The following is a 23,982-nucleotide window of genomic DNA, read 5'->3' as shown; positions in this document are numbered from 1 at the left end:
CACCAAACGGGGTCCGGTCACCTGCCCCCGTGCCTCCTGCCTCCTCGCAACGAGAGCTGCGGGGACTGCGGTGGCAGCGGTGCCGACTCGTCCGGCAGGAGTTGCGGCACCTGCAACGGGCTTGGCGAGATCTACTGCCGCGTCGCCGGATGCCAGAGCGTGCGCGTGCCGTCGCGCCTCTCGATCGGGAAGGAGTATCACTGATGGTCCACGCTCTGATCGCCTCCCCGTTTCTTGACGGACACCTGCTCCTCAAGCCCGGCGCCAGGGCCGGGGCTCGTATCCCCGTCGGCCACTACGAGGGCCTGCGGCAGGCCGTTGCCGACGGTGAGGCTTTGCCTGCCTGGGCGGTGCAGACCGCGTCCGACGTGTGGGACATCGACCTGAGCGGCCGGTCAGCGCGGGATACGGTGCTGGTGCGCGAGCCGTCCCCGTACGGTTACTGCCGAGCTTCCTGGGAGATCAACCTCGGCTGCAACTTCGGCTGCAAGCACTGCTACCTCGGCGAACGGCCCTTCTCCGGTCTTGCCTGGGAGGACAAGGTGCGGCTGCTGGACATCATGCGTGAGGCCGGCGTTCTCTGGCTCCAGATCACCGGCGGTGAGCCCACCATGGACCCCCACTTCCGGGATGCCTACCGGTACGCCTGGGAGGCCGGGATGATGCTCACCGTCTCCACCAACGGCTCGTTGCTCTGGCGTCCGGACCTCCTCAAGCTCTTCCGGGACTCTCCGCCGTACCGCTTGGTGGTCAGCATGTACGGCGCGAGTGAGAAGTCATTCGACACGCTCACCCAGCGCCGTGGGGCCTGGAAGGCGTTCCGGCGCGGCATTGACGCCGCGCGCAAGGCGGGGCTGCCGCTGCGCATCAGCATCGTGGTGACCGAGGACAACGCCTCCGAGGCCGACAAGATGGCCGCCCTTGCCGAGGAATGGAATGTGGAGCACCACGCGTACACGAACATGACGCCCACGATCTACGGCGGCGGTGAGCCACTGCTCGCCCAGTCCGCTGCCCATCTGCGGAAGCGCAAGCCGTTCGCCGGCTGCAACGCAGGACACACCTTCTTTCACGCCGATCCGCACGCCAAGGTCTCGATCTGCAAGGTCGGCCGCGACGACCAGATCGACCTCATGGCCGAAGGCATCGACGGCCTCACCCGGCTCGGTGCCATCGCCGACCGTCTCATGCTTCGCACCGGAGGGTGCGAGGGCTGCGCCCTGTCCGGCACCTGCCGGGTCTGCCGCCCCCTGGCCAAGCACTATCAGGAGGCCAAGGCGCCGTTGTACAGCTACTGCCAGCACGGAGAGAAGGAGAACGGCTCATGACCCCGCCCGTAAGGGTGAACCTTCTGCCCGGTCCGCCCGCCTCGGCGCGCCGCACCGCGCCACCCGTCGCCACCTCGGCGGTCACCGCCGTCCTGGATCTGGACGAGGTCGTGGAGAGCGCGGAGTGCTCCTGCGACGCGGGTGACGACAACCCCCACTGACCGACAGGATCCGGTCGGTTCGTTCAGGCCCCGGCGTCTTCGCGTCGGGGCCTGAGCCCTGACCGGTCGACCGCTAGGGTGCCGCTCGTGTTCTTCCGCTGGGACTGGCTCCGGCCCGTGCTGACCGCGCCGATCGTGCCGACTCTCGGTCCCGTCCATCCCCACACGCTCACCGTGGATCTTTTCGAGGACACGCTGCGAGCAGCCGCCGCCGACCGTGCCTTCCTCCACTACGACAAGGACCGGCGCTGGAGCAGAGAGAAGGACGAGACGGTCCTTTGCGGCGATGTGGTCCACCAGCCCGATCACACGCTCATTCCCACTCTGACCCGGCATGGACGCGGTACCGTCAAGGTCTTCGCCTACGGGCACCGTGACAGCGTCGTGGACGAAGCGGCTGAGCTGGCCGCGAAGCTCGCCGTCATGCATGACGCGCTCAGCGCCAGGGTTGTGCGTCCGCTCGGTCCCGAGACCGAATTCCCGCGTGGCACTCGTATTCAGCTTCAGGACTTCACCGCTGGACCCTGCCCCGACCCCGGTGGCCCGGTTCGCCCCGTCACTGACTGGCCGGTCGCTGTGCAAGAGACCTTCGCCCCGTTCGCCTCGGCCATGGCCGCCGATGGCCTGGCCTTCCTTCACCGGCAGATGCAGGCCGGCCGGTGCGGCCCGGTCCTCGCCGCCGCTGTGGACGGTCGCATCGTGGGCGCGATCGGCCCGATGGAAGTACGGCACGACGCGATCGGCTGTCCCCAGCTCATGCCCCAGTACTTCGCCGTCCTGCCCGAGGCGCGGGGGCAGGGGCTCGGGCGGGTGCTGTGGCGGGCCGCGATGCACTGGGGTCAGTCCCATGGTGCCGCCTACCAGCTGCTGCAGACCGAGGTTGGCGGCCCGTCCGACAGGTTGTGTCAGTCCGAAGGGCTGGCCTCCCTGGGCTTCAGCCACAGCACACAGGTATGGGCGCGGCGGGATCGCGCCTGACTTCCGACGACGAAGACCGAACCACACCTCGGCCTGGATGGCGCCGGGGGTGGTCCGGTCGCGGAAGGCCTGATCAGGACTTCCGCTGCCGGGAGCATCAGGGGAGCCGTGCCCGGATACAGGCCGGTCCCGACTCTGATCCTGCCCTGTCGTGTTGGAGGGATGAGCGGTTCGGGCGGCCTCGCGTCCCTGGTGAGCCGACGGGCGGCGCACCAGGCACCGCGTCCGGCTGAAACGGCCTCGACCGGCGTCCTGTCCGGTCTGGGGCCGGGCATGTTCAGGGGGCGTACGCCGACCTGGTGACTCGGGCAGGCTTTGCCTCTGCCCGGGATGTGTGCGAGCGGCCCCCCAGGACTTGCCCGGCGCGGGAGCCGGACACGGAAGGTGGTGAAGCTGCGGAAGCCGCTCGCTCCGGCCATATGGCGGCCGCCTGCCGCACTCCCGTGAATGCCGGGGGAACACGCACGTCGGGACCGGTGTGCCGTGTTCCCGTGGATGGACATCCGCCGTGAACACGGCGTCACCCAGGCCGAGATCGAGGAGGGCATGGCCCGGAAGGCGAAGGAGTCCGCGGCCGCCGGCAACAAGGTGTACCTGCCGGTCGTGGACTGAGAGCCGTCGCGTACGGAGAACGGGGTGCGCCGGGGCCTTCGGGTGAGGGCCCCGGTCACTCCGGCTGGTGTTCCGGACCCCCGAAGTCCGGGCTGGTGAAGTCGGGGCGGGAGAAGTCGGGACGGGAGAAGCTCGGGCGGGGACCCGGGATCCCGTCGTGGGGACTGCTGAACCCGGGGCGGTCGTAGCCGAGTTGGGGGATGCGGCCGGAGGGCGCCGCCGGTTCTGCGGGGGCCGGCGCGGAGGAGCCGGCCTCGGTGAGCGCGTCGCGCAGGAACGGCAGGATGCCTCGTTCGAGCAGGGCCTTGTGCCAGGCCTCTCTGGCCTGGGCGAGTTCCTCGGCCAGTTCGCCGTGGGAACCGGGCTGTGGCGAGGGGCGGTTGCGCAGTGCGGTGAGCAGCAGTCCGGCGGTGGCCACGAGGATCGCCACCGCGGTCACGGCACCGAACACCCAGCCCGTGGTGATCATGGTCTGGGCGAAGTCCTGCTCCGGGGCGAGCATCTTCAGGACGTACCCGATGAGCAGGAAGAGAACGGCGGCCACTCCGGCCAGGACGGGGGCGAGCACGATGACGACGGCGCCCACGCCCGCTCCGGTGGTCTCGACGACCCCCTCCACGGTGGTGGCCAGTTCGGTTCCGTCCGGCTCGGCGGAGCCGGAGCGGCCGGCGGGGGACAGGGGCGCCGACGCCGACCGGCGCAGTTCTTCACGGATCTTGACGTAGTGCCGGTACTCGGCCGCCGCGGCGGCCGTGATCAGGGCGGTGGCGCCCAGCGCCAGGGTGCGCAGCTGGTCGGGATCGAGCCGTTGTCCGACAGCGGCCAGTTCCGGACGGTACGGGGCGGAGCGCAGCGCCGCGTCGAGGACTCGCTCGTATTCCGGACGGTCCTCGTCCAGCAGGTGCTGCGGAACGCTGTTCATGTGCATCCCCCGATGCTCCGTAGGGCTTGGGGCTCGCACAGCGGCGAGCCGTCGGGCAGAAACGGAGGGGAGCCTGCTACGGACAAGCCGATGGTAGAGCCGTGACGGCGCGCGATGACAGGGGGTTTGCACAAATTGGGTGCCGATTCGCGCGGGCGTTCACCGGGCGGCTGCCCGGTGAACAGTCAGTTTTCCAGGGGAAGTTGCTGGACCAACAGCTTTCCGGCCATGGTCACGCCGCCGTCCATTGCGATGGCGAGCCCGTCGGCGTAGACATGCGGTCCTTCCACGATCGGCCCCGCGCCCTCGTCGCCGTCCTCGGAGCCCACATGGCCCAGCAGATAAGGAATGGGGCTGTGGCCGTGAACAATACGGGTGCCGCCGTACGTATGGAGCAGGGAGCGTACGGCGTCGGCGCCGCCCTCGTCGCGGAAGGAGAAGCGCTTGGTGAACTTGCGGAACAGGTCCCAGACCTCGTCCACGTTGTTGCGCGTGAGCGTTTCGCGGACGGTGTCGTTGACCTCCTCGATCGACGTGCCGTAGTCGAGGTAGGCGGTGGTGTCGGAGTGCACGAGCAGGTAGCCGTCGACCTCCGTGACCGCGTCGAGGCGCGCCATCCACTGCAGATGGTGGTCCTGCAGACGCTCCATGTCGGTCTTCTGGCCGCCGTTGAGCAGCCAGGCCGCCTGGAAGGTGGCGGTGCCCGCACCGGAGTTGACGGGGGTGTCGCCGAACCGCTTGGCGCCGAGCAGCAGCAGCTCGTGGTTGCCCATGAGGGCCTTGCAGTAGCCGCCGGCCGCGGCGGCCTCGGCGGACAGCCGCATCACCAGGTCGATGACACCGACGCCGTCCGGGCCGCGGTCGGTGAAGTCGCCGAGGAACCACAGCCGCGTGGTGCCCGCGCACCAGTGGCCGGCGGAGTCGATGAGCCCCTTCTCCTGAAGGGCGGCCACCAGCTGGTCGAGGTAGCCGTGCACGTCACCGACGACATACAGGGGACCCGGGCCGGTGCCGGGCTGTGCGGCGGCCGCGGGGGAGACGCCCACCTGCACCGTGTCACCCCGGTTGATGACCGGCAGGTCGCGCTCGGTGGGTGTGTACGCGTCGGAGTAGCCTCTCCGGGCCGCCTCGCTGAGAGGCGTGCTGTGGGCGTACGGACCGGTCCCGTGGACGTACGCGGGTACCCGGAAGTCGCGCAGCGTCGCCGTGCGCTCCACCTCGGGTCCCTGACCGGCCCCCTGCGTCATCGACCCCTCCACCATCGCGCCGCACCTGCACCGCTCCGGACTGCCTGGTCGCAGCGGCCTGCGGTGTCGTGGGCCCATCATAGGAATGCGGATCGCGCCATGTGATGACCCAGGGGTGGTGAATCGGAGCAAGGCTCCGGTCCACCGCGGCTTTCGCCCCGAATGACTGGCCTGCGACGACCCCGCGGCCGCTTTGCTCCAGCACTCCGGCAGCCACCATTGTGCCCGCCGGACAGCGGTGTTCGGTGCGTGCCCCGGCAGTCCCCCGCCCGGACCTGCCCGAAGGGCGCGGGGAGACGTGCCGGAGGCGTCGCGACGGGGCGGAGATCGCCTGCCGGAGCACCGGGGAGCGGTGTGCGGACCGTGCCGTGGGCCCGCGGGTCCGGTGCGGGCGTCCGCGGCGTCGTCGTCATGTGCCGGAGCTCCGCGCCGGCCTTCTCTCCGGTCCTTCTTTCCCCGGTCCCTCACTTTGCCGTGCGGCCGTGCGCACCGAACCCGCTCCCCCGGTCACCGGGCACGGCCCACCGGGGCCGGCCCGGTCCGTGCAGCGCCCTTCGCTAGTGCCCGTCCGAGGCGCGGGGCGGGCTGATCGTGCGGCGCTGCGGGCGTCGCTGGGACGAGGTGCGCACGATCAGCTCGGTCGGTATGACCTGCTGGACCGGGTGCTCCGACTCGACGCCCTCGATCGCGTCGATGAGGAGCTGCACGACCGCGGTGCCGATCCGGCGCGGCTTCAGGGAGAGCGTGGTGATGGGCGGCTCCGTGCTGGCGTACACGGTGGACTCGCTGCAGCACACCAGCAGCAGGTCCTCGGGGACGCGCAGGCCGTAGCGGCGGGCGGCGGCGAGCAGGTCGGTGCCGTTGGGGTCGAACAGCCCGTAGACGGCGTCGGGCCGGTCGGGGCGGGCCAGCAGCCGGTCGGCGGCGACGGCGCCCGCGCACGGGTCGTGGGCGGGATAGGCCTCGTAGACCGGGTCCTGGCCGACGCGCTCGCACCAGTTCAGATAGGCGGTCGTCGACAGGTGGGTGTAGGTGTCCGTGGTGGTGCCGGTGAGCAGGCCGATGCGGCGGGCGCCTGCTTCGGCGAGGTGGTCCAGGATGCCGAGGACGGCGGCTTCGTGGTCGTTGTCGACCCAGGCGGTGACGGGGAGCGTGCCGGCCGGGCGGCCGTCGCTGACCACGGGTAAGCCCTGACGGACCAGTTCGCTGACGACCGGGTCCTGGTCGGAGGGGTCGATGACGACCGTGCCGTCCAGGGCGACGTTCGACCACACGTCGTGGCGCGAGGTCGCGGGCAGGATGACGAGGGCGTAGCCGCGGGCGAGCGCGGCCGAGGTGGCGGCCCGGGCCATCTCGGCGAAGTACGCGAACTCGGTGAAGGTGAAAGGTTCATCCCCGTAGGTCGTCACCGTCAGACCGATGAGGCCCGACTTGCCGGTACGGAGGGTGCGGGCCGCGGCCGAGGGGCGGTATCCCAGCCGGTCGGCGACCTCGCGGACATGGCGTCGGGTGGCGTCGGGGAGCCGGCCCTTGCCGTTGAGGGCGTCGGAGACGGTCGTGATGGAGACTCCGGCGGCGGCGGCCACGTCTCTGATGCCCGCCCGGCCCGACCGACCGCCTCGGCGTGAGGTTTCCGCGCGGCTCACCTGGTGCTTCCCTGCTGCTGTCATGGCGTGCCGATAGTAGGGCTCATGCGGCGGGGCAGTGCGGACGCATATGCAGTTGTTGACAGGCACGTTTCTGCATGGTCATCCGCGCTCGATTTTCTTTGAAAACATGTCAGTTGAGAGAAGCAATGGCAGGACCTGACGTGGTGGCCCGTATGAACCTGTCGAGCCCCCGAGGTCTCGAAGAGGTCTCAACTCACCTTCACGAGGGATGCGCGCCACGGCGCAGGCCACCGGCGCGTGGATATATCTTGACGCGCCCCCTCGGGGAGCAGGTCCTGAGGCGGTGATGCGCCTGATGCGGGTGTGACTCATGAGGTCAGCCGCACCGCGCAGCCGGTGCCCGGTGGTCCGCCCGGCCGGTGCCCGGGTGATTCGCCCGGCCGATGCACAAGTGATGCACAGCTGATGGCGTCCGACCCATTCGCAGCGGCATTCAATCCTCATAAGGTGTGCAGTATTGGAAGCCGGTGGTGGTCACGAGGAGGACTGCGGTGAGCAAGACGAGCCCGAAGCTGCGCGCCGAGCTGGAGGGTATCCCCACCTACAAGCCGGGGAAGCCCGCCGCGGCCGGCGGCCCGGTGGCGTACAAGCTGTCCTCCAACGAGAACCCCTATCCGCCGCTGCCGGGAGTGATGGAGGCGGTGACGGCCGCCGCCTCCTCCTTCAACCGCTACCCGGACATGGCGTGCACGGCCCTGATCGACGAGCTGGCCGAGCGCTTCGGCGTGCCGGCCTCCCACCTGGCCACCGGCACCGGCTCCGTCGGTGTCGCCCAGCAGCTGCTCCAGTCCACCAGCGGCCCCGGGGACGAGGTCGTCTACGCCTGGCGGTCCTTCGAGGCGTACCCGATCATCACGCAGATCAGCGGGGCGGCCTCCGTGCGGGTGCCGCTGACCTCGGACGAGGTGCACGACCTGGACGCGATGGCGGACGCGATCACCGAGCGCACCCGTCTGGTCTTCGTCTGCAATCCGAACAACCCGACCGGCACGGTGGTGCGGCGGGCCGAGCTGGAGCGCTTCCTGGACCGGGTGCCCTCCGACGTGCTGGTGGTCCTGGACGAGGCCTACCGCGAGTTCATCCGCGACCCCGAGGTGCCGGACGGGGTGGAGCTCTACCGCGACCGGCCGAACGTCTGTGTGCTGCGCACCTTCTCCAAGGCGTACGGCCTCGCCGGGCTGCGGGTCGGCTTCGCGATCGCCCATGAGCCGGTGGCGGCGGCGCTGCGCAAGACGGCGGTGCCGTTCGGCGTGAGCCAGCTGGCGCAGGAGGCGGCGGTCGCCTCGCTGCGGGCCGAGGACGCACTGCTGGAGCGGGTCGATGCGCTGGTGCGCGAGCGCACGCGGGTGGTCGACGGGCTGCGTGCGCAGGGCTGGACGGTGCCCGAGACCCAGGCCAACTTCGTGTGGCTGCGGCTGGGGGAGCGCACGGCCGACTTCGCCGAGGCGTGTGAGCGGGCGGGCGTGGTGATCCGGCCGTTCCCGGGCGAGGGCGTGCGGGTGACCGTCGGAGAGACCGAGGCGAACGACATCTTCCTGAAGACGGCGGAGGAGTTCCGCAAGGAGCTCTGAGCGATACGGCCGGGGCGGGCGCCGGGCGGGTCCCGGGCCCGCCCCGACTGCTGCCGGCCGGCATGTCTCATTCAAGGGGTTGACATCAGGGGGGACCCCCTTTCGAGCTCCGAGGACACGTGCGCCATAATTGCTTGTGAATGTGAACGCTTTCACAAGTACGTCCATTATGGCCTTGTTGTGCAGGTCACATCGGGGCAAACCGTCGCCACCTCGGTGGTGACGTAAGGAGAGTGACGACGTGGACCTGGCGTTGGCGCCGGAGACACTGGCGCGCTGGCAATTCGGCATCACGACCGTCTACCACTTCCTGTTCGTCCCCCTGACGATCTCTCTGGCTGCCCTGACGGCTGGACTGCAGACCGCCTGGGTGCGCACGGAGAAGGAGAAGTACCTCAGGGCCACCAAGTTCTGGGGCAAGCTTTTCCTGATCAACATCGCCATGGGTGTGGTCACCGGCATCGTGCAGGAGTTCCAGTTCGGCATGAACTGGTCGGACTACTCCCGCTTTGTCGGTGATGTCTTCGGCGCACCGCTCGCCTTCGAGGCGCTGATCGCCTTCTTCTTCGAGTCCACCTTCATCGGCCTGTGGATCTTCGGCTGGGACAAGCTGCCCCGGAAGATCCACCTGGCCTGCATCTGGATGGTCGCGTTCGGCACGCTGGTGTCGGCCTACTTCATCCTCGCGGCCAACTCCTGGATGCAGCACCCCGTCGGCTACCGGATCAACGAGGAGAAGGGCCGGGCCGAGCTCACCGACTTCTGGCTGGTGCTCACCCAGAACACCACGCTCAGCCAGGTCTTCCACACCTTCTCGGCGGCCTTCCTGACCGGTGGCGCCTTCATGGTGGGCATCGCCGCCTACCACCTCATGCGCAGGAAGCACATCTCCGTCATGCGCACCTCGCTGCGGCTCGGCCTGGTCACCATGGCGGTCGGGGGCCTGCTCACCGCGATCAGCGGAGACGTCCTCGGCAAGGTCATGTACGAGCAGCAGCCCATGAAGATGGCCGCCGCCGAGGCGCTGTGGGACACCGAGAGCCCGGCACCCTTCTCGGTCTTCGCGTACGGGGACGTCGACAAGGGGCACAACAAGGTCGCACTGGAGATCCCCGGACTTCTGTCCTTCCTCGCCCACGGCGACTTCGACTCGCCCGTGCCCGGCATCAACGACACCAACGAGGCCCTGCAGAAGCAGTTCGGCCCCGGTGACTACCGGCCCGTCGTCCCCGTCGCCTACTGGAGCTTCCGCTGGATGATCGGCTTCGGCATGGCGTCCTTCTCGATCGCCCTGCTGGGGCTCTGGCTCACCCGCAGGAAGTTCCTTCTGCCGGCCGCCCTGCGCACCGGGGAGGACGAGGTGCCGCACCTGGTGCTGCTGAAGAAGCCGCTCGGAGCGAAGCTCACCCGGATGTACTGGCTCCTGGGGCTCTGGACGATGGCGTTCCCGCTGATCGCCAACTCCTGGGGATGGCTCTTCACCGAGATGGGCCGGCAGCCCTGGGTCGTCTACGGCCTGATGCAGACCCGGCACGCGGTCTCCCCGGGCGTGTCCCAGGCCGAGGTCATCACTTCGATGAGCATCTTCACCCTGCTCTACGCCGCCCTGGCCGTCATCGAGGTCAAGCTGCTCGCCAAGTACGTCAAGGCGGGACCGCCCGAGCTCACCGAGGCCGACCTCGCTCCGCCCAAGAAGATCGGCGGCGATCTCCGTGACGCCGACAAGCCGATGGCCTTCTCGTACTAGGCCGAGGGAGCCGCACCGCCATGGAACTGCACACTCTCTGGTTCGTACTGATCGCCGTCCTGTGGATCGGCTACTTCTTCCTGGAGGGCTTCGACTTCGGAATCGGGATCCTCACCCGGCTGCTCGCCCGTGACCGTGCCGAGAAGCGGGTACTGATCAACACCATCGGCCCCGTCTGGGACGGCAACGAGGTGTGGCTGCTCACGGCCGGCGGCGCCACCTTCGCCGCCTTCCCCGAGTGGTACGCCACGCTCTTCTCCGGCTTCTATGTGCCGCTGCTGGCCATCCTGATCTGTCTGATCATCCGGGGCGTCGCCTTCGAGTACCGCTCGAAGCGGCCGGAGGAACGCTGGCAGCGCAACTGGGATGCGGCGATCTTCTGGACCTCGCTCGTCCCCGCCTTCCTGTGGGGCGTGGCGTTCGGGAACATCGTGCGCGGAGTGAAGATCGACTCCGACTTCGAGTACGTGGGCGGCCTGGGGGACCTGCTCAACCCGTACGCCCTGCTGGGCGGTCTGGTCACGCTGACGCTCTTCACCTTCCACGGCGCGGTGTTCGCGGCGCTCAAGACCGTCGGTGACATCCGGGGGCGTGCACGGCGGCTGGCGCAGCGCGTGGGACTGGTCACGGCCGTCCTGGCTCTGGCCTTCCTGCTGTGGACCCAGGCCGACAAGGGGGACGGCACGAGCCTGGTCGCGCTGGTCGCCGCGGCCGCCGCACTGGTCGCCGCCCTGGTGGCGAACCGGGCGGGACGCGAGGGATGGGCGTTCACCCTGTCCGGCGTCACCATCGTGGCGGCTGTGGCGATGCTCTTCCTGACGCTCTTCCCGAACGTCATGCCGTCCACGCTCAACGCGGACTGGAGCCTGACGGTCACCAACGCCTCCTCCAGTCCCTACACCCTGAAGATCATGACCTGGCTCTCGGTGATCGCCCTGCCGGTCGTCCTGCTCTACCAGGGATGGACCTACTGGGTGTTCCGCAAGCGGATCGGCACGCAGCACCTCGCCGACTCCGCGCACTGAGTCCGACAAGGGTGTGTTTCACGTGAAACACACCCTTGGGGCCGAAGGGCGTCTCACGTGAAACCGATCGATCCGCGACTTCTCCGTCACGCTCGTGCCACCCGGCTCTTCCTGGTGGCCGTCGTCGGGCTGGGCGCCGTCGGCGCGGGACTGGTGATCGCACAGGCGATGCTCATCGCCGAGGTGGTGGTGGGCGCTTTCCAGCACCACAGGGCGGTGGGCGAACTCCGCACCCCCTTGCTGCTGCTGGTGGCCGTGGCCTGCGGCCGGGCGCTGGTCTCCTGGCTGACCGGGCTCGCCGCGCACCGGGCGAGCGCGGCGGTGAAGTCGGAGCTGCGCGGACGGCTGCTGGAGCGTGCGACGGCACTCGGCCCCGGCTGGCTGAGCGGGCAGCGGACCGGTTCGCTGGTCGCCCTGGCCACACGCGGGATCGACGCCCTGGACGACTACTTCTCGCGCTATCTGCCGCAGTTGGGGCTGGCGGTGGTCGTCCCGGTGGCGGTGCTCGCGCGGATCGTCACCGAGGACTGGGTCTCCGCGGCCCTCATCGTGGGCACCCTTCCGCTGATCCCCGTCTTCATGGTGCTGATCGGCTGGGCCACACAGTCCCGCATGGACCGTCAGTGGCGGCTGCTGTCCCGGCTGTCCGGACACTTCCTGGACATCGTGGCGGGGCTGCCGACCCTGAAGGTGTTCGGCCGGGCCAAGGCACAGGCGGAGTCGATCCGGCGCATCACCGGTGCATACCGGCGGGCGACCATGCGCACGCTGCGGATCGCCTTTCTGTCCTCCTTCGCCCTGGAGCTGCTGTCCACCCTGTCGGTGGCCCTGGTCGCGGTCACGATCGGCATGCGGCTCGTCCACGGCGGCATGGACCTGTACACCGGACTGGTCATCCTGGTGCTCGCGCCCGAGGCGTATCTCCCGCTGCGGCAGGTGGGTGCGCAGTACCACGCGGCGGCGGAGGGGCTGGCGGCGGCCGAGGAGGTCTTCGCCGTACTGGAGACACCGGTGCCGGCAACCGGTACCGGTGCCGTCCCGACGGGCACCCTGTCCTTCGAGAAGGTGACCGTCCGTTATCCCGGGCGGTCCGTGGACGCCGTGACGGACGTGTCCTTCGCGGTACGGCCGGGAGAGACGGTCGCCCTCGTCGGCCCCAGCGGTGCGGGCAAGTCGACCCTGCTGAACGTGCTGCTGGGATTCGTACGGCCCACCGCGGGCCGGGTGCGGATCGCGGGAGCCGATCTGGCCGGCCTCGACCTGGAGCAGTGGCGGTCGCGGATCGCCTGGGTGCCGCAGCGTCCGCACCTGTACGCCGGGACCATCGCCGAGAACGTACGGCTGGCGCGGCCCGACGCGGACGACGCCGCCGTGCGCAGGGCGCTGGCCGACGCCGGGGCACTGGAATTCGTGGACGCGCTGCCCGAGGGGATGGACACCCGGCTCGGTGAGGACGGGGCCGGGCTGTCCGCGGGACAGCGCCAGCGGCTCGCGCTCGCCCGGGCCTTCCTCGCCGACCGGCCCGTCCTGCTGCTCGACGAACCGACGGCCGCCCTGGACGGAGCCACCGAGGCGGAGATCGTGGCAGCGGTGCGACGCCTGTCCGCCGGGCGGACGGTGCTGCTGGTGGTGCACCGGCCGGCCCTGCTGGAGCTGGCGGACCGGGTGGTGCACCTCGACGGAGCCAAGCCCTCCGCCCCCGCGCGGGCCGCGGCCCCGAGCACCGCGGCACGGCCGGCGGACGAGCCGCCGCCGGAGCACACCGCCGCCTCGCCCGGGCCCGAAGCCGAGGGCACCACGGCCCGGGGGAGCGTCCTGACCCGGGTCCGGGCGCTGTCCGGCCCCCGGCGCGGCCGTCTCCTTCTCGCCCTGCTGCTCGGCAGCCTCGCACTCGGCAGCGCGGTCGGGCTGATGGCCACGTCCGGATGGCTCATCTCGCGGGCGTCCCAGCAGCCGCCCGTGCTCCATCTGATGATGGCGGTCACGGCGACCAGGACCTTCGGCATCGGACGGGCGGTCTTCCGGTACGCGGAACGGCTGGTGTCGCACGACGCCGTGCTGCGGATGCTCGCCGATGTGCGGGTGGCCGTCTACCGCCGGCTGGAACGCCTGGCGCCGGCCGGACTGCACCGGATGCGCCGCGGCGACCTGCTCACCCGGCTCGTCGCGGACGTGGACGCGCTGCAGGACTACTGGCTGCGCTGGCTGCTGCCCGCCGGTGCGGCACTTGTCGTCTCCACGGCCTCCGTCGTCTTCACGGGCCGGCTGCTGCCCGAGGCCGGTGCGGTGCTCGCCGCCGGCCTGCTCGCGGCCGGTGCGGGGGTCCCCCTGATCACCGGGGCCGTGTCACGGCGCGCCGAGCACCGGCTCGCCCCCGCACGGGGCGTCCTCGCCACCCGGGTGACCGACCTGCTCACCGGCACCGCCGAACTGACGGTCGCCGGTGCCCTGCCCGCCCGCACCGCCGAGACCCGGCGGGCCGACGACACGCTGACCCGGATCTCCTCGCGCGCCGCCACCGCCACCGCGATCGGCGACGGACTCACCGCCCTGATTTCCGGGCTGACCGTCGCGGCAGCGGCCCTTCTGGGCGCCCGGGCGGTCGCCGACGGACGGCTGGCCGGTGTGGCCATGGCCGTGGTCGTCCTCACCCCGCTGGCCGCCTTCGAAGCGGTTCTCGGCATGCCGCTCGCCGTGCAGTACCGGCAGCGGGTGCGCCGCAGCGCGGAGCGGGTGTACGAGGTCCTGGACGCCCCCGAACCCGTCCACGAGCCCGAGCGGCCCCGGAAGGCGCCCGTCTCCCCCTTCCCGCTCGTCGTCGACCGCCTGACGGCCCGTCACCCGGGCCAGGACCGCCCGGCGCTCTCGGACGTCGGCCTGAGCCTGGCACAGGGCCGCAGGATCGCCGTGGTCGGGCCGTCCGGATCCGGCAAGACCACGCTCGCCCAGGTGCTGCTGCGCTTCCTCGACGCGGAGACGGGCACCTACACCCTCGGCGGCGTCGACGCCCGCACCCTGGCCGGCGACGACGTACGACGGCTGGTCGGACTGTGTGCCCAGGACGCGCATCTCTTCGACAGCTCGGTGCGGGAGAACCTGCTGCTCGCGAAGAAGGACGCGACCGAGGCCGAACTGCGGGACGCCCTCGCCCGGGCCCGGCTGCTCGACTGGGTCGACACCCTGCCCGACGGGCTCGACACGCTCGTCGGCGAGCACGGGGCCCGGCTGTCGGGCGGACAGCGGCAGCGGCTGGCCCTGGCCCGTGCGCTGCTCGCCGATTTCCCGGTGCTCGTGCTCGACGAGCCCGCCGAGCACCTCGACCTGGCGACCGCCGACGCGCTCACCGCCGACCTGCTGGCCGCCACCGAGGGCCGTACGACTCTGCTCATCACGCACCGTCTGGCCGGGCTGGAGGCCGTGGACGAGGTGATCGTCCTGGACCGGGGACGAGTGGTCCAGCAGGGGACGTACGCGGAACTGGCCGCCCTGCCCGGACCGCTGCGGCGGATGATCGAGCGGGAGGCGGAGACCCAGCTGCTGGTGGAGGCGGGGTAGCGGCTCACCCGTGGGCCGGACCCCGCCGGATCGTCACAGCCGCTCCCCCAGCAGCCGTTCGATCACCACGGCGACTCCGTCCTCGTTGTTGGCGAAGGTCACTCCCGAGGCCGCGGCGATCGCGTCGGGGTGGGCGTTGCCCATGGCGTAGGACTGGCCGGCCCAGGTGAGCATCTCGATGTCGTTCGGCATGTCGCCGAAGGCGACGACCTCCTCGGGCGAGATGCCGCGCTCGGCACAGCACAGCGCCAGCGTGCTGGCCTTGGAGACACCCGGGCCGCTGATCTCCAGCAGAGCGCTGGGGCTGGACCGGGTGATGGTGGCGCGATCGCCGACGGCGAGCCGGGCGACGGTGAGGAACGCGTCCGGGTCGAGCGTGGGGTGGTAGGCGAGGATCTTCAAAACCGGCTGCCGGGTGCCGAGTCCGCCCTCCGCCAGCAGCTCCTCGGCGGGCGCCAGGGCGTCGGGTATCTCCATGTGGAGCTTCGGATAGGCCGGCTCCTGATAGAAGCCGTATGTCTGTTCGATCGCATACACCGTGCCCGGTGCCGCCTCGCGCACCAGCCGCACGGCGTCCAGCGCGTTCTCCCGTGCCAGGTCGCGCACCTGCACGAAACGGTGGGCGCCGGGGCCGCCGTGCAGGTCCACCACGGCCGCGCCGTTGCCGCAGATCGCCAGACCGTGCCCATGGACGTGGTCGGCGACCACGTCCATCCAGCGGGCCGGGCGGCCGGTGACGAAGAAGACCTCGATACCCGCCTCCTCCGCGGCCGCCAGGGCGGCGATCGTCCGGGGGGAGACCGACTTGTCGTCGCGCAGCAGGGTGCCGTCGAGATCGGTGGCGATCAGCCGCGGTGGAACGGTCGGCGTGCTTCTTCGTCCGAGTGAGTCCGAGAGCTGGGGTGAGGCCGGGTCCTTGGGCTGTCGGGTCGCTGAGGTCATCGGCTCATTGTGGCGCATATGCCAAACGATCGTGCGACGGATCGCACAACCGAGGACTTGTATCGGTCACCTCAGCTGAGCGGCCGCTTCCAGGGCGATCTTCTCGAAGACCTTCTCGTCCGAGGCGAAGTCCGAACCGGGGATCGGCCAGTGGATCACGATCTCGGTGAAGCCCAGCTCCTGGTGCCGGCCGGCGAAGTCGACGAACGCGTCGAGGGATTCCAGCGGGCGCCCCCGGTCCGGGGTGAATCCGGTCAGCAGAATCTTGTCGAGTTCGGTGACAGCGCGGCCTTCTGCGGCGCAGGCCTCCGCGAGCTTCTCGATCTGAGCGCGAAGGGCCCGGACCGACTGTTCCGGTGTGCCGTTCTCGTACAGCCTGGGGTCGCCGGTGGTCACCCAGGCCTGCCCGTACCGTGCGGCGAGCCGCTGCCCGCGCGGGCCGGTCGCGGCCACTGCGAACGGCAGCCGGGGCCGCTGCACACAGCCGGGGATGTTGCGGGCTTCGTGGGCCGAGTAGAACTCGCCCTCGTACGACACCGTGTCCTCGGTCAGCAGCCGGTCGAGCAGGAGGACGAACTCGGCGAACCGGTCGGCCCGCTCACGCGGCGTCCACATCTGCTGCCCGAGCGCGGTGGCGTCGAAGCCGGTGCCGCCCGCGCCGATGCCGAGCGTGATCCGCCCCCCGGAGAGGTCGTCCAAGGAGATCAGCTCCTTGGCGAAGGGGACGGGGTGCCGGAAGTTCGGTGACGCCACCAAGGTGCCCAACCGTATCCGGTCGGTCACGGCCGCTGCGGCGGTCAGTGTCGGAACGGCTCCGAACCACGGGCCGTCCCGGAAGCTGCGCCAGGACAGATGGTCGTAGGTGTACGCGGTGTGGAAACCGAGCTGTTCGGCACGGACCCATGCCGAACGTCCGCCTTCCTGCCAGCGACGGTACGGAAGGATCACGGTGCTCAGACGCAGACTCATGGACCCGAGCCTAGGCACTCAGGAGTGTTCCACGTGAAACCGTCGCTGTCCGTGGTCGGCCGGCTGCGGGCTCAGCAGGGCGGGTGTTGGAGTGCGCTGTGCGGCCGCACCCCGACGTGTGCCGTGCTGCCGGGGGCGTGTCCGGTCACGCCGGGGCGGGCTCGGAGGAGGACGGAAAACCCAGGTAGCGCGGTGGCACGGACTTTGTGAGCCATACCCCGTTGGCGCTGACGTGGAAGACATGGCCGTCGCGGTGCATGGCGGCCGCGTCCACGGTGAGCACCACCGGACGGCCGCGGCGGGCGCCGACACGGATCGCGGTCTCGCGGTCGGGCGAGAGATGCACATCGTGCCGGCTCATGGGCCGCAGCCCCTCGACGCGGATGGAGTCCAGATGGCGGGCCACCGTTCCGTGGTAGAGGTACGGCGGCGGGGTCGCGGCCGGCAGGCCGAGGTCGACCTCGACGGTGTGGCCCTGGGCGGCACGGATGCGGGTGCCCTCGATCGTGAAGCGCCGCTTGTCGTTGGCGGCGACCACATGGTCCAGCTCCGCGCGTGAGAGGGGGAAGCCATGGGCGGCCGCCGCCGCGAGCAGTGTGTCGATCTCGACCCAGCCGCCCTCGTCGAGGGTGAGCCCGATCCTTTCGGGCTGGTGGCGGAGGTGCCGGGAGAGGTACTTCGACACCTTCACGGTGCGTCGCGCGTCCATGCGACCAGCCTGCCGGAAGAGACGAACATCACGCAGGTCAATATCGCTCCGGAGGTTTGATCCACAGTCAAGTGGTGTTATCCACAGGGGAATTGACAGAACCTGTGGACAACCGGCCGTTGTCCCCGGGATGCTGTGCAGGGATCGGCGACTTCCCGCGGCGGGCACCGTCCGCGCGGTCCCGCCGTGCGCACCCCGCGCTCCCACGCGTCCGCCGGCGGCGGTCGCGCGTCGCCCTCCTCCGGGACCACGCACGTCCTCCCCCTCCACGGCCGTATGAGACCTGGGGTGCCCCCTTAAGGGGTCCCCCTACTACTCGAGTCTGATGCCAGGACGGCCCTCGGGTCTGACGACGGGCGGAGCACCGGTCACTACCGTCGACGGCGTGACTGTGATCGCGACCGAAAGCCTGAGCAAGCGGTACCCCCGGGTGACCGCGCTTGACCGGCTCTCTGTGGACATCGGACCCGGTGTGACCGGACTCGTCGGTGCCAACGGAGCCGGCAAGTCCACTCTGATCAAGATCCTGCTGGGTCTGTCCCCCGCCACCGAGGGCCGCGCCGAGGTGCTCGGCCTCGACGTCGCCACCGAGGGCTCCGCCATCCGCGAGCGCGTGGGCTACATGCCGGAGCACGACTGCCTGCCGCCCGACGTCTCGGCCACCGAGTTCGTCGTCCACATGGCGCGCATGTCCGGTCTGCCCCCGGCGGCCGCGCGCGAGCGCACCGCGGACACCCTGCGTCACGTCGGTCTGTACGAGGAGCGCTACCGCCCCATCGGCGGCTACTCCACCGGCATGAAGCAGCGTGTGAAGCTCGCCCAGGCGCTGGTGCACGACCCGCAGCTGGTCTTCCTCGACGAGCCGACCAACGGCCTCGACCCGGTCGGCCGCGACGAGATGCTCGGACTGATCCGCCGCATCCACAGCGACTTCGGCATCTCGGTCCTGGTCACCTCGCATCTGCTGGGCGAGCTCGAGCGCACCTGCGACCACGTCGTCGTCATCGACGGCGGCAAGCTTCTGCGCTCCAGCTCCACCACCGACTTCACCCGGACCACGACCACCCTCGCCATCGAGGTCACCGACAGCGACGAGCACCCGGACGGCACCCGCGCGGTGCGTGAGGCGCTCCGTGCACGCGGGGTGGAGACCCAGGACGGCACGGGCCTGCCGGGCGCCGGCCACATCCTGCTGCTCACCGCGCAGGGCGAGGAGACGTACGACCTGGTGCGGGACGTGGTCGCGGACCTCGGTCTCGGCCTGGTGCGCATGGAGCAGCGCCGGCACCACATCTCGGAGGTCTTCCGGGACAAGCAGGACAGCCTCGGCGACCGGGGCAACGACGAACAGCGCGACGGACAGCGGAAGGAGGCGGTCGGCCATGGCGGTTGAGCACTCCGCGGCACCGCCCTCGGGCGACCGGGCCCGGATCCACGACATCGGCTACCGCACCTACGACGGGCCCCGTCTCGGCCGCGCCTACGCCCGCCGCTCGCTGTACTCGCAGTCGCTGCGCGGTGCCTACGGCCTGGGCCGCTCGGTGAAGTCCAAGGTGCTGCCCATGCTGCTGTTCGCGGTGATGTGCGTCCCCGCGGCCATCATGGTCGCCGTCGCGGTCTTCACCAAGGCCAAGGACCTGCCCATCGCGTACACGGACTACGCCCTCGTCATGCAGGCCGTCATCAGCCTCTACGTCGCCTCGCAGGCCCCGCAGGCCGTCTCCCGCGATCTGCGCTTCAGGACCGTGCCGTTGTACTTCTCGCGGCCCATCGAGACCTCCGACTACGTCCGCGCCAAGTACGCGGCGCTGGCCTCTGCGATGTTCATCCTGACCGCCGCACCGCTGCTGGTGCTCTACGTGGGAGCCCTGCTGGCCAAGCTGGACTTCACCGACCAGACCAAGGGATTCGCCCAGGGACTCGTCTCCGTGGCCCTGCTCTCCCTGCTGTTCTCCGGCATCGGCCTGGTCGTCGCCGCGGTCACCCCGCGCCGCGGGTTCGGCATCGCCGCCGTGATCGCCGTGCTGATGATCTCCTACGGTGCCGTCTCCACTCTCCAGGCCATCGCGTACGTCCAGGACAACACCGCTGTCATCCCCTGGATCGGCCTGTTCTCGCCGGTCACCCTGATCGACGGAGTGCAGACCGCCTTCCTGGGCGCGACCTCCACGATGCCCGGCGGCGCTGGGCCCAGCACGGCGCAGGGCGTCGTCTACCTCCTCGTCGTCCTCGGCCTCGTCGCCGCCGCATACGGTCTCCTGGTGCGCCGCTACAAGAAGGTGGGAATGTGACGACCCTCAGCATCGACCACGTCTCCCGGTGGTTCGGCAACGTGGTCGCCGTCAACGACATCACCATGACGATCGGCCCCGGCGTCACCGGTCTGCTCGGCCCCAACGGCGCCGGAAAGTCCACGCTGATCAACATGATGGCCGGCTTCCTCGCCCCCTCCACCGGCAGCATCACCCTCGACGGACAGCCGGTGTGGCGCAACGAGCAGATCTACCGGCACATCGGCATCGTCCCCGAGCGGGAGGCGATGTACGACTTCCTCACCGGCCGCGAGTTCGTCCTCGCCAGCGCCGAGCTGCACGGCCTGGGCGCCAAGGCCGCCCAGAAGGCGCTCGCCACGGTCGAGATGGAGTACGCGCAGGACCGGAAGATCTCCACCTACTCCAAGGGCATGCGGCAGCGCGTGAAGATGGCCGGCGCCCTCGTCCACGAACCCTCGCTGCTCCTGCTCGACGAGCCGTTCAACGGCATGGACCCGCGTCAGCGGATGCAGCTGATGGACCTGCTGCGGCGCATGGGCGACGAGGGCCGCACGGTGCTGTTCTCCTCCCACATCCTGGAGGAGGTCGAGCAGCTCGCCTGGCACATCGAGGTCATCGTCGCCGGACGCCACGCGGCCAGCGGCGACTTCCGCAGGATCCGCCGTCTGATGACCGACCGCCCGCACCGCTACCTGGTGCGCTCCAGCGACGACCGGGCTCTTGCGGCCGCGCTGATCGCCGACCCCTCGACGGCCGGCATCGAGGTGGACCTCACCGAGGGCGCCCTGCACATCCAGGCCGTCGACTTCGGCCGGTTCACGGCCCTGCTGCCGAAAGTGGCCCGGGATCTCGGCATCCGGCTGCACACGGTCTCGCCGTCCGACGAGTCCCTCGAGTCCGTCTTCTCGTACCTGGTCGCGGCGTAGGAGGCCCCGATGTACGACCCCACAGTCGCCCGGCTCACCTACCGGGCCCTGCTCGGCCGCCGTCGGGCCCTCGTCCTCGGCGCGCTGCCGCTGCTGCTGATCGTGATCGCCGTCGCCGTCCGCGCCCTCGCCGGAGCCGACGACCAGACCGCGGCGAACGTCCTCGGCGGGTTCGCGCTCGCCACCATGGTGCCGATCATCGGCGTCATCGCCGGTACCGGCGCCATCGGACCGGAGATCGACGACGGCTCGGTGGTGTACCTGCTGTCCAAGCCGGTGAAGCGGTCGACGATCATCTTCACCAAGCTGATCGTGGCGATCGCGTCGACCATGGCGTTCTCCGCGGTGCCGACGCTGATCGCCGGACTGATCCTCAACGGCAACGGCCAGCAGATCGCCGTCGCCTACACCGTGGCCGCCCTGGTCGCCTCCATCGCCTACGCGGCCCTCTTCCTCCTGCTGGGCACGGCCTCCCGGCACGCGGTGGTCTTCGGACTCGTCTACGCGCTCGTGTGGGAGACGCTGTTCGGCTCCCTGGTCCCCGGGGCGCGCACGCTGAGCGTCCAGCAGTGGGCGCTGGCCGTCGCCCACGAGGTCGCCGGCGGGGACCTGGTCACCTCCGACGTCGGACTGCCGGCCGCGACCGTGCTGCTGGTGCTGGTGACCGTGGCGGCCACCTGGTACGCCGGACAGAAGCTGCGCGCGCTGACGATCGCCGGCGAGGAGTGAGGAGCGCCGGTGGCGGTGACCGGCCCGGTCAGGACGACCGGGCCGGCCGCGTGCCGTCCGGTCGTATGCCGTCCGGTCGTATGGCCGGCCGCTCACCTCGTAATTCGGTGGCGCAGACGCCTCTCGTCACGGCACAGTGGTGGTGTTCACCACGCCGCACGGCGGCGTCACGAGCCGGGAGAGGAGCTGGGCGATGTCCATGCACGGCAGTACGCCGAGCTCCCGGCAGGGCAGCCCGCGGCAGGCTCCGGAGTAACTACCCGCTCCGTCGAGCCGCCCCGCACGGGGAGCTGCCCGGGGCGGCCGCTTCGAGCACGCGAATCGCTTCGCGTGGGCCGCCCACCCGGAGGATTGGCCGAGTGGTAAGGCACCGGCTTGCTAAGCCGTGGTCGGGCCGAAAGCCCGCGCACGTTCGATCCGTGCATCCTCCGCTCAGACCGACAGCAGGACCTGTACGACACAACCGTCAGCACGGCCGGGAACGGCGTCCGGGAACGGAAACGGAACGCCGAAGGCGAAGGCGGAAACCGCAGGCGAGGACCAGAACCGCGGACCAGGCCCCGCCCCGCAGGACACGGGTTGGTGGGCCGGTGCCTCAGCCCAGCAGCCTCTCCAGCACCACCGCGATGCCGTCCTCGTCGTTCGAGGCCGTCACCTCGTCCGCGACCGCCTTCAGCTCCCTGTGGGCGTTGGCCATGGCCACCCCGTGGGCCGCCCAGGAGAACATCGGGACGTCATTGGGCATGTCGCCGAAGGCGATGGAGTCCTCCGCCCTCAGTCCCAGCCGCCGTGCGGCCAGCGACAGCCCCGTCGCCTTCGACAGCCCGAGCGGCAGCAGCTCGACGACGCCCTCCCCGGCCATGGTGACCGAGACGAGGCCGTCGGTGGTCCGGCGGGCCACGTCGGCCAGTTCGTCGTCCGTGAGCGTCGGATGCTGGATGTAGATCTTGTTGAGGGGCGCGTTCCACAGGTCCGAGACGTCCGTGAGCGGCGTCGTCGGAAGCGGACCCGAGACCGTGTAGCCGGGACCCACGAGCACCTCGCCGTCCAGGCCGTCGCGGCTGCCCGCCAGAAACAGCGGACCGGCCTCGGCCTCGATCTTGGCCAGCGCCGTGACGGCCGGCTCCCGGTCCAGGGGCACCGAGGTCAGCAGACGGTGCTTCCCGGCGTCGTACACCTGGCCGCCCTGGCCGCAGACCGCGAGACCCCGGTAGCCGAGGTCGTCGAGGATGTGCCGTGTCCAGGGCACCGCGCGGCCCGTGACCACGAGATGCGCGGCACCCGCCGCGGCGGCCGCGGCGAGTGCCTCACGTGTGCGGTCCGAGACCGACCCGTCGGAGCGCAGAAGGGTGCCGTCGAGGTCGGTGGCGATCAGCTTGTAGGGGAAGGGGCCGGGACTGCGGCTCACGCGGTCACCGGTTCCAGGACCTCCCGGCCGCCGAGGTAGGGACGCAGCACCTCGGGCACCCGCACGGAGCCGTCGGCCTGCTGGTGGTTCTCCAGAAGCGCGACGATCGTGCGCGGGATGGCGCACAGCGTGCCGTTGAGCGTGGCCAGCGGACGGACCTTCTTGCCCTCGCGCACCCGGATCTGCAGACGGCGGGACTGGAACTCGGTGCAGTCCGAGGTCGAGGTCAGCTCGCGGTACCTGCCCTGGGTCGGGATCCACGCCTCGCAGTCGAACTTGCGCGAGGCCGAGGCGCCCAGGTCACCCGAGGCCACGTCGATGACCCGGAACGGCAGCTCCAGCGAGGTCAGCCACTGCTTCTCCCACTCCAGCAGCCGCCGGTGCTCCTCCTGCGACTCCTCGGGGGTGACGTAGGAGAACATCTCGACCTTGTCGAACTGGTGCACACGGAAGATGCCGCGGGTGTCCTTGCCGTGCGAGCCGGCCTCGCGGCGGAAGCACGGGGAGAAGCCGACGTACCGCAGCGGCAGGCGCTCGGCGTCGATGATCTCGTCCATGTGGTAGGCCGCCAGCGGCACCTCGGACGTGCCGACCAGGTACAGGTCGTCCTTCTCCAGGTGGTACACGTCCTGGGCGGCCTGGCCGAGGAAACCGGTGCCGGCCATCGACTGCGGACGGACCAGCGCCGGGGTCAGCACCGGGGTGAAGCCGGCCGCGGTGGCCTGGGCCATCGCCGCGTTCACCAGGGCCAGTTCCAGCTGGGCGCCGATGCCGGTGAGGAAGTAGAAGCGCGAACCGGAGACCTTCGCGGCGCGCTCCACGTCGATCGCGCCGAGCAGCTGCCCGAGCTCCAGGTGGTCCTTGGGCGTGAAGCCCTCGGCCTCGAAGTCGCGGATCGTGCCGTGCGTCTCCAGGGTGACGAAGTCGTCCTCGCCGCCGACGGGCACATCGGGGTGGACGAGGTTGCCGAGCTGGAGCAGCAGCTCCTGGGTTTCGGCGTCCGCCGCGTCGCGCTCGGCGTCGGCGGCCTTGACCTCGGCGGCGAGCCGGCTCGCCTTCTCCAGCAGCTCGGCCTTCTCCTCGCCGGAGGCCTTGGGGATGAGCTTGCCCAGCGCCTTCTGTTCGGCGCGCAGTTCGTCGAAACGGACGCCGGAGGACCTGCGCCGCTCGTCGGCGGCCAGGAGGGCGTCGACGAGCGCGACGTCCTCTC

The 23,982-nt window shown here is 70.4% G+C and carries 19 protein-coding genes, 1 tRNA gene and 1 pseudogene; 13 read left to right on the top strand and 8 right to left on the bottom strand.

What is annotated here, in order from left to right; genetic code table 11:
- The first annotated feature begins 203 nt into the window (after positions 1–203).
- The 4 genes and pseudogenes from CCN35_RS18530 to CCN35_RS18520 all read left to right on the top strand — a co-directional run.
- The gene (locus tag CCN35_RS18530) at positions 204–1,328 is read left to right on the top strand and encodes a radical SAM protein (protein WP_067400595.1); all 1,125 of its coding nucleotides are present in this window, start codon (positions 204–206) and stop codon (positions 1,326–1,328) included.
- Entirely contained in the window at positions 1,325–1,489 is a 165-nt protein-coding gene (locus tag CCN35_RS28750) for a hypothetical protein (RefSeq protein WP_169721368.1), read from the top strand. Before CCN35_RS18530 ends, CCN35_RS28750 begins: the two co-directional genes overlap by 4 nt.
- 87 nt (positions 1,490–1,576) lie before the next feature.
- Complete coding sequence (locus tag CCN35_RS18525; RefSeq protein WP_086793579.1) at positions 1,577–2,467, top strand: GNAT family N-acetyltransferase; 891 nt, start codon at positions 1,577–1,579, stop codon at positions 2,465–2,467.
- A gap of 495 nt (positions 2,468–2,962) precedes the next feature.
- Positions 2,963–3,079 (top strand): annotated as a pseudogene (locus tag CCN35_RS18520) (thiamine biosynthesis protein ThiC); the annotation flags it as partial.
- A gap of 55 nt (positions 3,080–3,134) precedes the next feature.
- Here the strand turns inward: CCN35_RS18520 and CCN35_RS18515 are convergent.
- The 3 genes from CCN35_RS18515 to CCN35_RS18505 all read right to left on the bottom strand — a co-directional run bounded on the left by CCN35_RS18515 (position 3,135) and on the right by CCN35_RS18505 (position 6,918).
- Entirely contained in the window at positions 3,135–4,007 is an 873-nt protein-coding gene (locus CCN35_RS18515) for a hypothetical protein (RefSeq protein WP_067398778.1), read from the bottom strand.
- Between the two features lie 179 nt (positions 4,008–4,186).
- Positions 4,187–5,263: a metallophosphoesterase gene (locus tag CCN35_RS18510; protein WP_245863261.1), complete on the bottom strand. Its 1,077-nt coding sequence runs from the start codon at positions 5,261–5,263 to the stop codon at positions 4,187–4,189.
- 542 nt (positions 5,264–5,805) lie between these two features.
- A complete protein-coding gene (locus tag CCN35_RS18505) occupies positions 5,806–6,918 on the bottom strand; it encodes a LacI family DNA-binding transcriptional regulator (protein ID WP_079129975.1) in 1,113 nt (370 codons plus the stop codon).
- 491 nt (positions 6,919–7,409) lie between these two features.
- On the opposite strand from CCN35_RS18505, the gene hisC reads away from it, so the two are divergent.
- The 4 genes from hisC to cydD all read left to right on the top strand — a co-directional run bounded on the left by hisC (position 7,410) and on the right by cydD (position 14,816).
- A complete protein-coding gene (gene hisC, locus CCN35_RS18500) occupies positions 7,410–8,489 on the top strand; it encodes a histidinol-phosphate transaminase (RefSeq protein ID WP_067398773.1) in 1,080 nt (359 codons plus the stop codon).
- A 241-nt stretch (positions 8,490–8,730) separates the two neighbouring features.
- The gene (locus CCN35_RS18495) at positions 8,731–10,236 is read left to right on the top strand and encodes a cytochrome ubiquinol oxidase subunit I (protein ID WP_067398771.1); all 1,506 of its coding nucleotides are present in this window, start codon (positions 8,731–8,733) and stop codon (positions 10,234–10,236) included.
- A gap of 20 nt (positions 10,237–10,256) precedes the next feature.
- The gene (gene cydB, locus CCN35_RS18490; protein WP_067398768.1) at positions 10,257–11,261 is read left to right on the top strand and encodes a cytochrome d ubiquinol oxidase subunit II; all 1,005 of its coding nucleotides are present in this window, start codon (positions 10,257–10,259) and stop codon (positions 11,259–11,261) included.
- Between the two features lie 57 nt (positions 11,262–11,318).
- A complete protein-coding gene (gene cydD, locus CCN35_RS18485; protein ID WP_086793576.1) occupies positions 11,319–14,816 on the top strand; it encodes a thiol reductant ABC exporter subunit CydD in 3,498 nt (1,165 codons plus the stop codon).
- A gap of 33 nt (positions 14,817–14,849) precedes the next feature.
- Here the strand turns inward: cydD and CCN35_RS18480 are convergent, their stop codons facing one another.
- From CCN35_RS18480 to CCN35_RS18470, 3 genes are all read right to left on the bottom strand, one after another.
- Entirely contained in the window at positions 14,850–15,758 is a 909-nt protein-coding gene (locus CCN35_RS18480; RefSeq protein WP_067398763.1) for a Cof-type HAD-IIB family hydrolase, read from the bottom strand.
- A gap of 66 nt (positions 15,759–15,824) precedes the next feature.
- Positions 15,825–16,727, bottom strand: coding sequence for an LLM class flavin-dependent oxidoreductase (locus CCN35_RS18475; protein WP_067398761.1), 903 nt, complete (start codon positions 16,725–16,727; stop codon positions 15,825–15,827).
- A 145-nt stretch (positions 16,728–16,872) separates the two neighbouring features.
- Positions 16,873–17,436, bottom strand: a complete 564-nt coding sequence (locus CCN35_RS18470; RefSeq protein WP_067398759.1) for an RNA 2'-phosphotransferase — start codon at positions 17,434–17,436, stop codon at positions 16,873–16,875.
- A gap of 391 nt (positions 17,437–17,827) precedes the next feature.
- Here CCN35_RS18470 and CCN35_RS18465 point away from each other — a divergent pair, with 391 nt between their 5' ends.
- The 5 genes from CCN35_RS18465 (at position 17,828) to CCN35_RS18445 (ending at position 21,795) form a co-directional block, all read left to right on the top strand.
- On the top strand, positions 17,828–18,829 hold the full coding sequence (locus tag CCN35_RS18465) for an ABC transporter ATP-binding protein (protein ID WP_067398757.1): 1,002 nt from the start codon (positions 17,828–17,830) through the stop codon (positions 18,827–18,829).
- Positions 18,819–19,727: an ABC transporter permease gene (locus tag CCN35_RS18460; RefSeq protein ID WP_067398755.1), complete on the top strand. Its 909-nt coding sequence runs from the start codon at positions 18,819–18,821 to the stop codon at positions 19,725–19,727. Before CCN35_RS18465 ends, CCN35_RS18460 begins: the two co-directional genes overlap by 11 nt.
- Entirely contained in the window at positions 19,724–20,635 is a 912-nt protein-coding gene (locus tag CCN35_RS18455; protein ID WP_067398752.1) for an ABC transporter ATP-binding protein, read from the top strand. Before CCN35_RS18460 ends, CCN35_RS18455 begins: the two co-directional genes overlap by 4 nt.
- Before the next feature lie 9 nt (positions 20,636–20,644).
- Positions 20,645–21,364, top strand: coding sequence for an ABC transporter permease (locus CCN35_RS18450; RefSeq protein WP_086793574.1), 720 nt, complete (start codon positions 20,645–20,647; stop codon positions 21,362–21,364).
- A gap of 345 nt (positions 21,365–21,709) precedes the next feature.
- Positions 21,710–21,795, top strand: a tRNA-Ser gene (locus tag CCN35_RS18445).
- Positions 21,796–21,959: 164 nt separating this feature from the next.
- Here the strand turns inward: CCN35_RS18445 and CCN35_RS18440 are convergent.
- Both CCN35_RS18440 and serS read right to left on the bottom strand, forming a co-directional pair.
- The gene (locus CCN35_RS18440; protein ID WP_067398748.1) at positions 21,960–22,772 is read right to left on the bottom strand and encodes an HAD family hydrolase; all 813 of its coding nucleotides are present in this window, start codon (positions 22,770–22,772) and stop codon (positions 21,960–21,962) included.
- A partial coding sequence (gene serS, locus CCN35_RS18435; protein ID WP_107501066.1) for a serine--tRNA ligase occupies positions 22,769–23,982 on the bottom strand: 1,214 nt, incomplete at its 5' end. The genes serS and CCN35_RS18440, both read right to left, overlap by 4 nt.

Origin of the sequence: Streptomyces thermovulgaris (assembly GCF_002155915.1) — a bacterium.
Lineage (GTDB): Bacteria > Actinomycetota > Actinomycetes > Streptomycetales > Streptomycetaceae > Streptomyces > Streptomyces thermovulgaris.
Note: the sequence above shows the minus strand (reverse complement) of the source record. Positions and strands in the feature narration are given on the sequence as shown.

Excerpts from the sequence above, each read along its gene's own strand:
- CCN35_RS18460 (WP_067398755.1), top strand. The coding sequence starts at position 18,819 with ATGGCGGTTGAGCACTCCGCGGCACCGCCCTCGGGCGACCGGGCCCGG.
- cydB (WP_067398768.1), top strand. The coding sequence starts at position 10,257 with ATGGAACTGCACACTCTCTGGTTCGTACTGATCGCCGTCCTGTGGATC.
- CCN35_RS18530 (WP_067400595.1), top strand. The coding sequence starts at position 204 with ATGGTCCACGCTCTGATCGCCTCCCCGTTTCTTGACGGACACCTGCTC.
- CCN35_RS18475 (WP_067398761.1), bottom strand. The coding sequence starts at position 16,727 with ATGAGTCTGCGTCTGAGCACCGTGATCCTTCCGTACCGTCGCTGGCAG.
- CCN35_RS18450 (WP_086793574.1), top strand. The coding sequence starts at position 20,645 with ATGTACGACCCCACAGTCGCCCGGCTCACCTACCGGGCCCTGCTCGGC.
- CCN35_RS18505 (WP_079129975.1), bottom strand. The coding sequence starts at position 6,918 with ATGACAGCAGCAGGGAAGCACCAGGTGAGCCGCGCGGAAACCTCACGC.
- CCN35_RS18480 (WP_067398763.1), bottom strand. The coding sequence starts at position 15,758 with ATGACCTCAGCGACCCGACAGCCCAAGGACCCGGCCTCACCCCAGCTC.
- CCN35_RS18515 (WP_067398778.1), bottom strand. The coding sequence starts at position 4,007 with ATGCACATGAACAGCGTTCCGCAGCACCTGCTGGACGAGGACCGTCCG.
- CCN35_RS18470 (WP_067398759.1), bottom strand. The coding sequence starts at position 17,436 with ATGGACGCGCGACGCACCGTGAAGGTGTCGAAGTACCTCTCCCGGCAC.
- CCN35_RS28750 (WP_169721368.1), top strand. The coding sequence starts at position 1,325 with ATGACCCCGCCCGTAAGGGTGAACCTTCTGCCCGGTCCGCCCGCCTCG.
- CCN35_RS18510 (WP_245863261.1), bottom strand. The coding sequence starts at position 5,263 with ATGGTGGAGGGGTCGATGACGCAGGGGGCCGGTCAGGGACCCGAGGTG.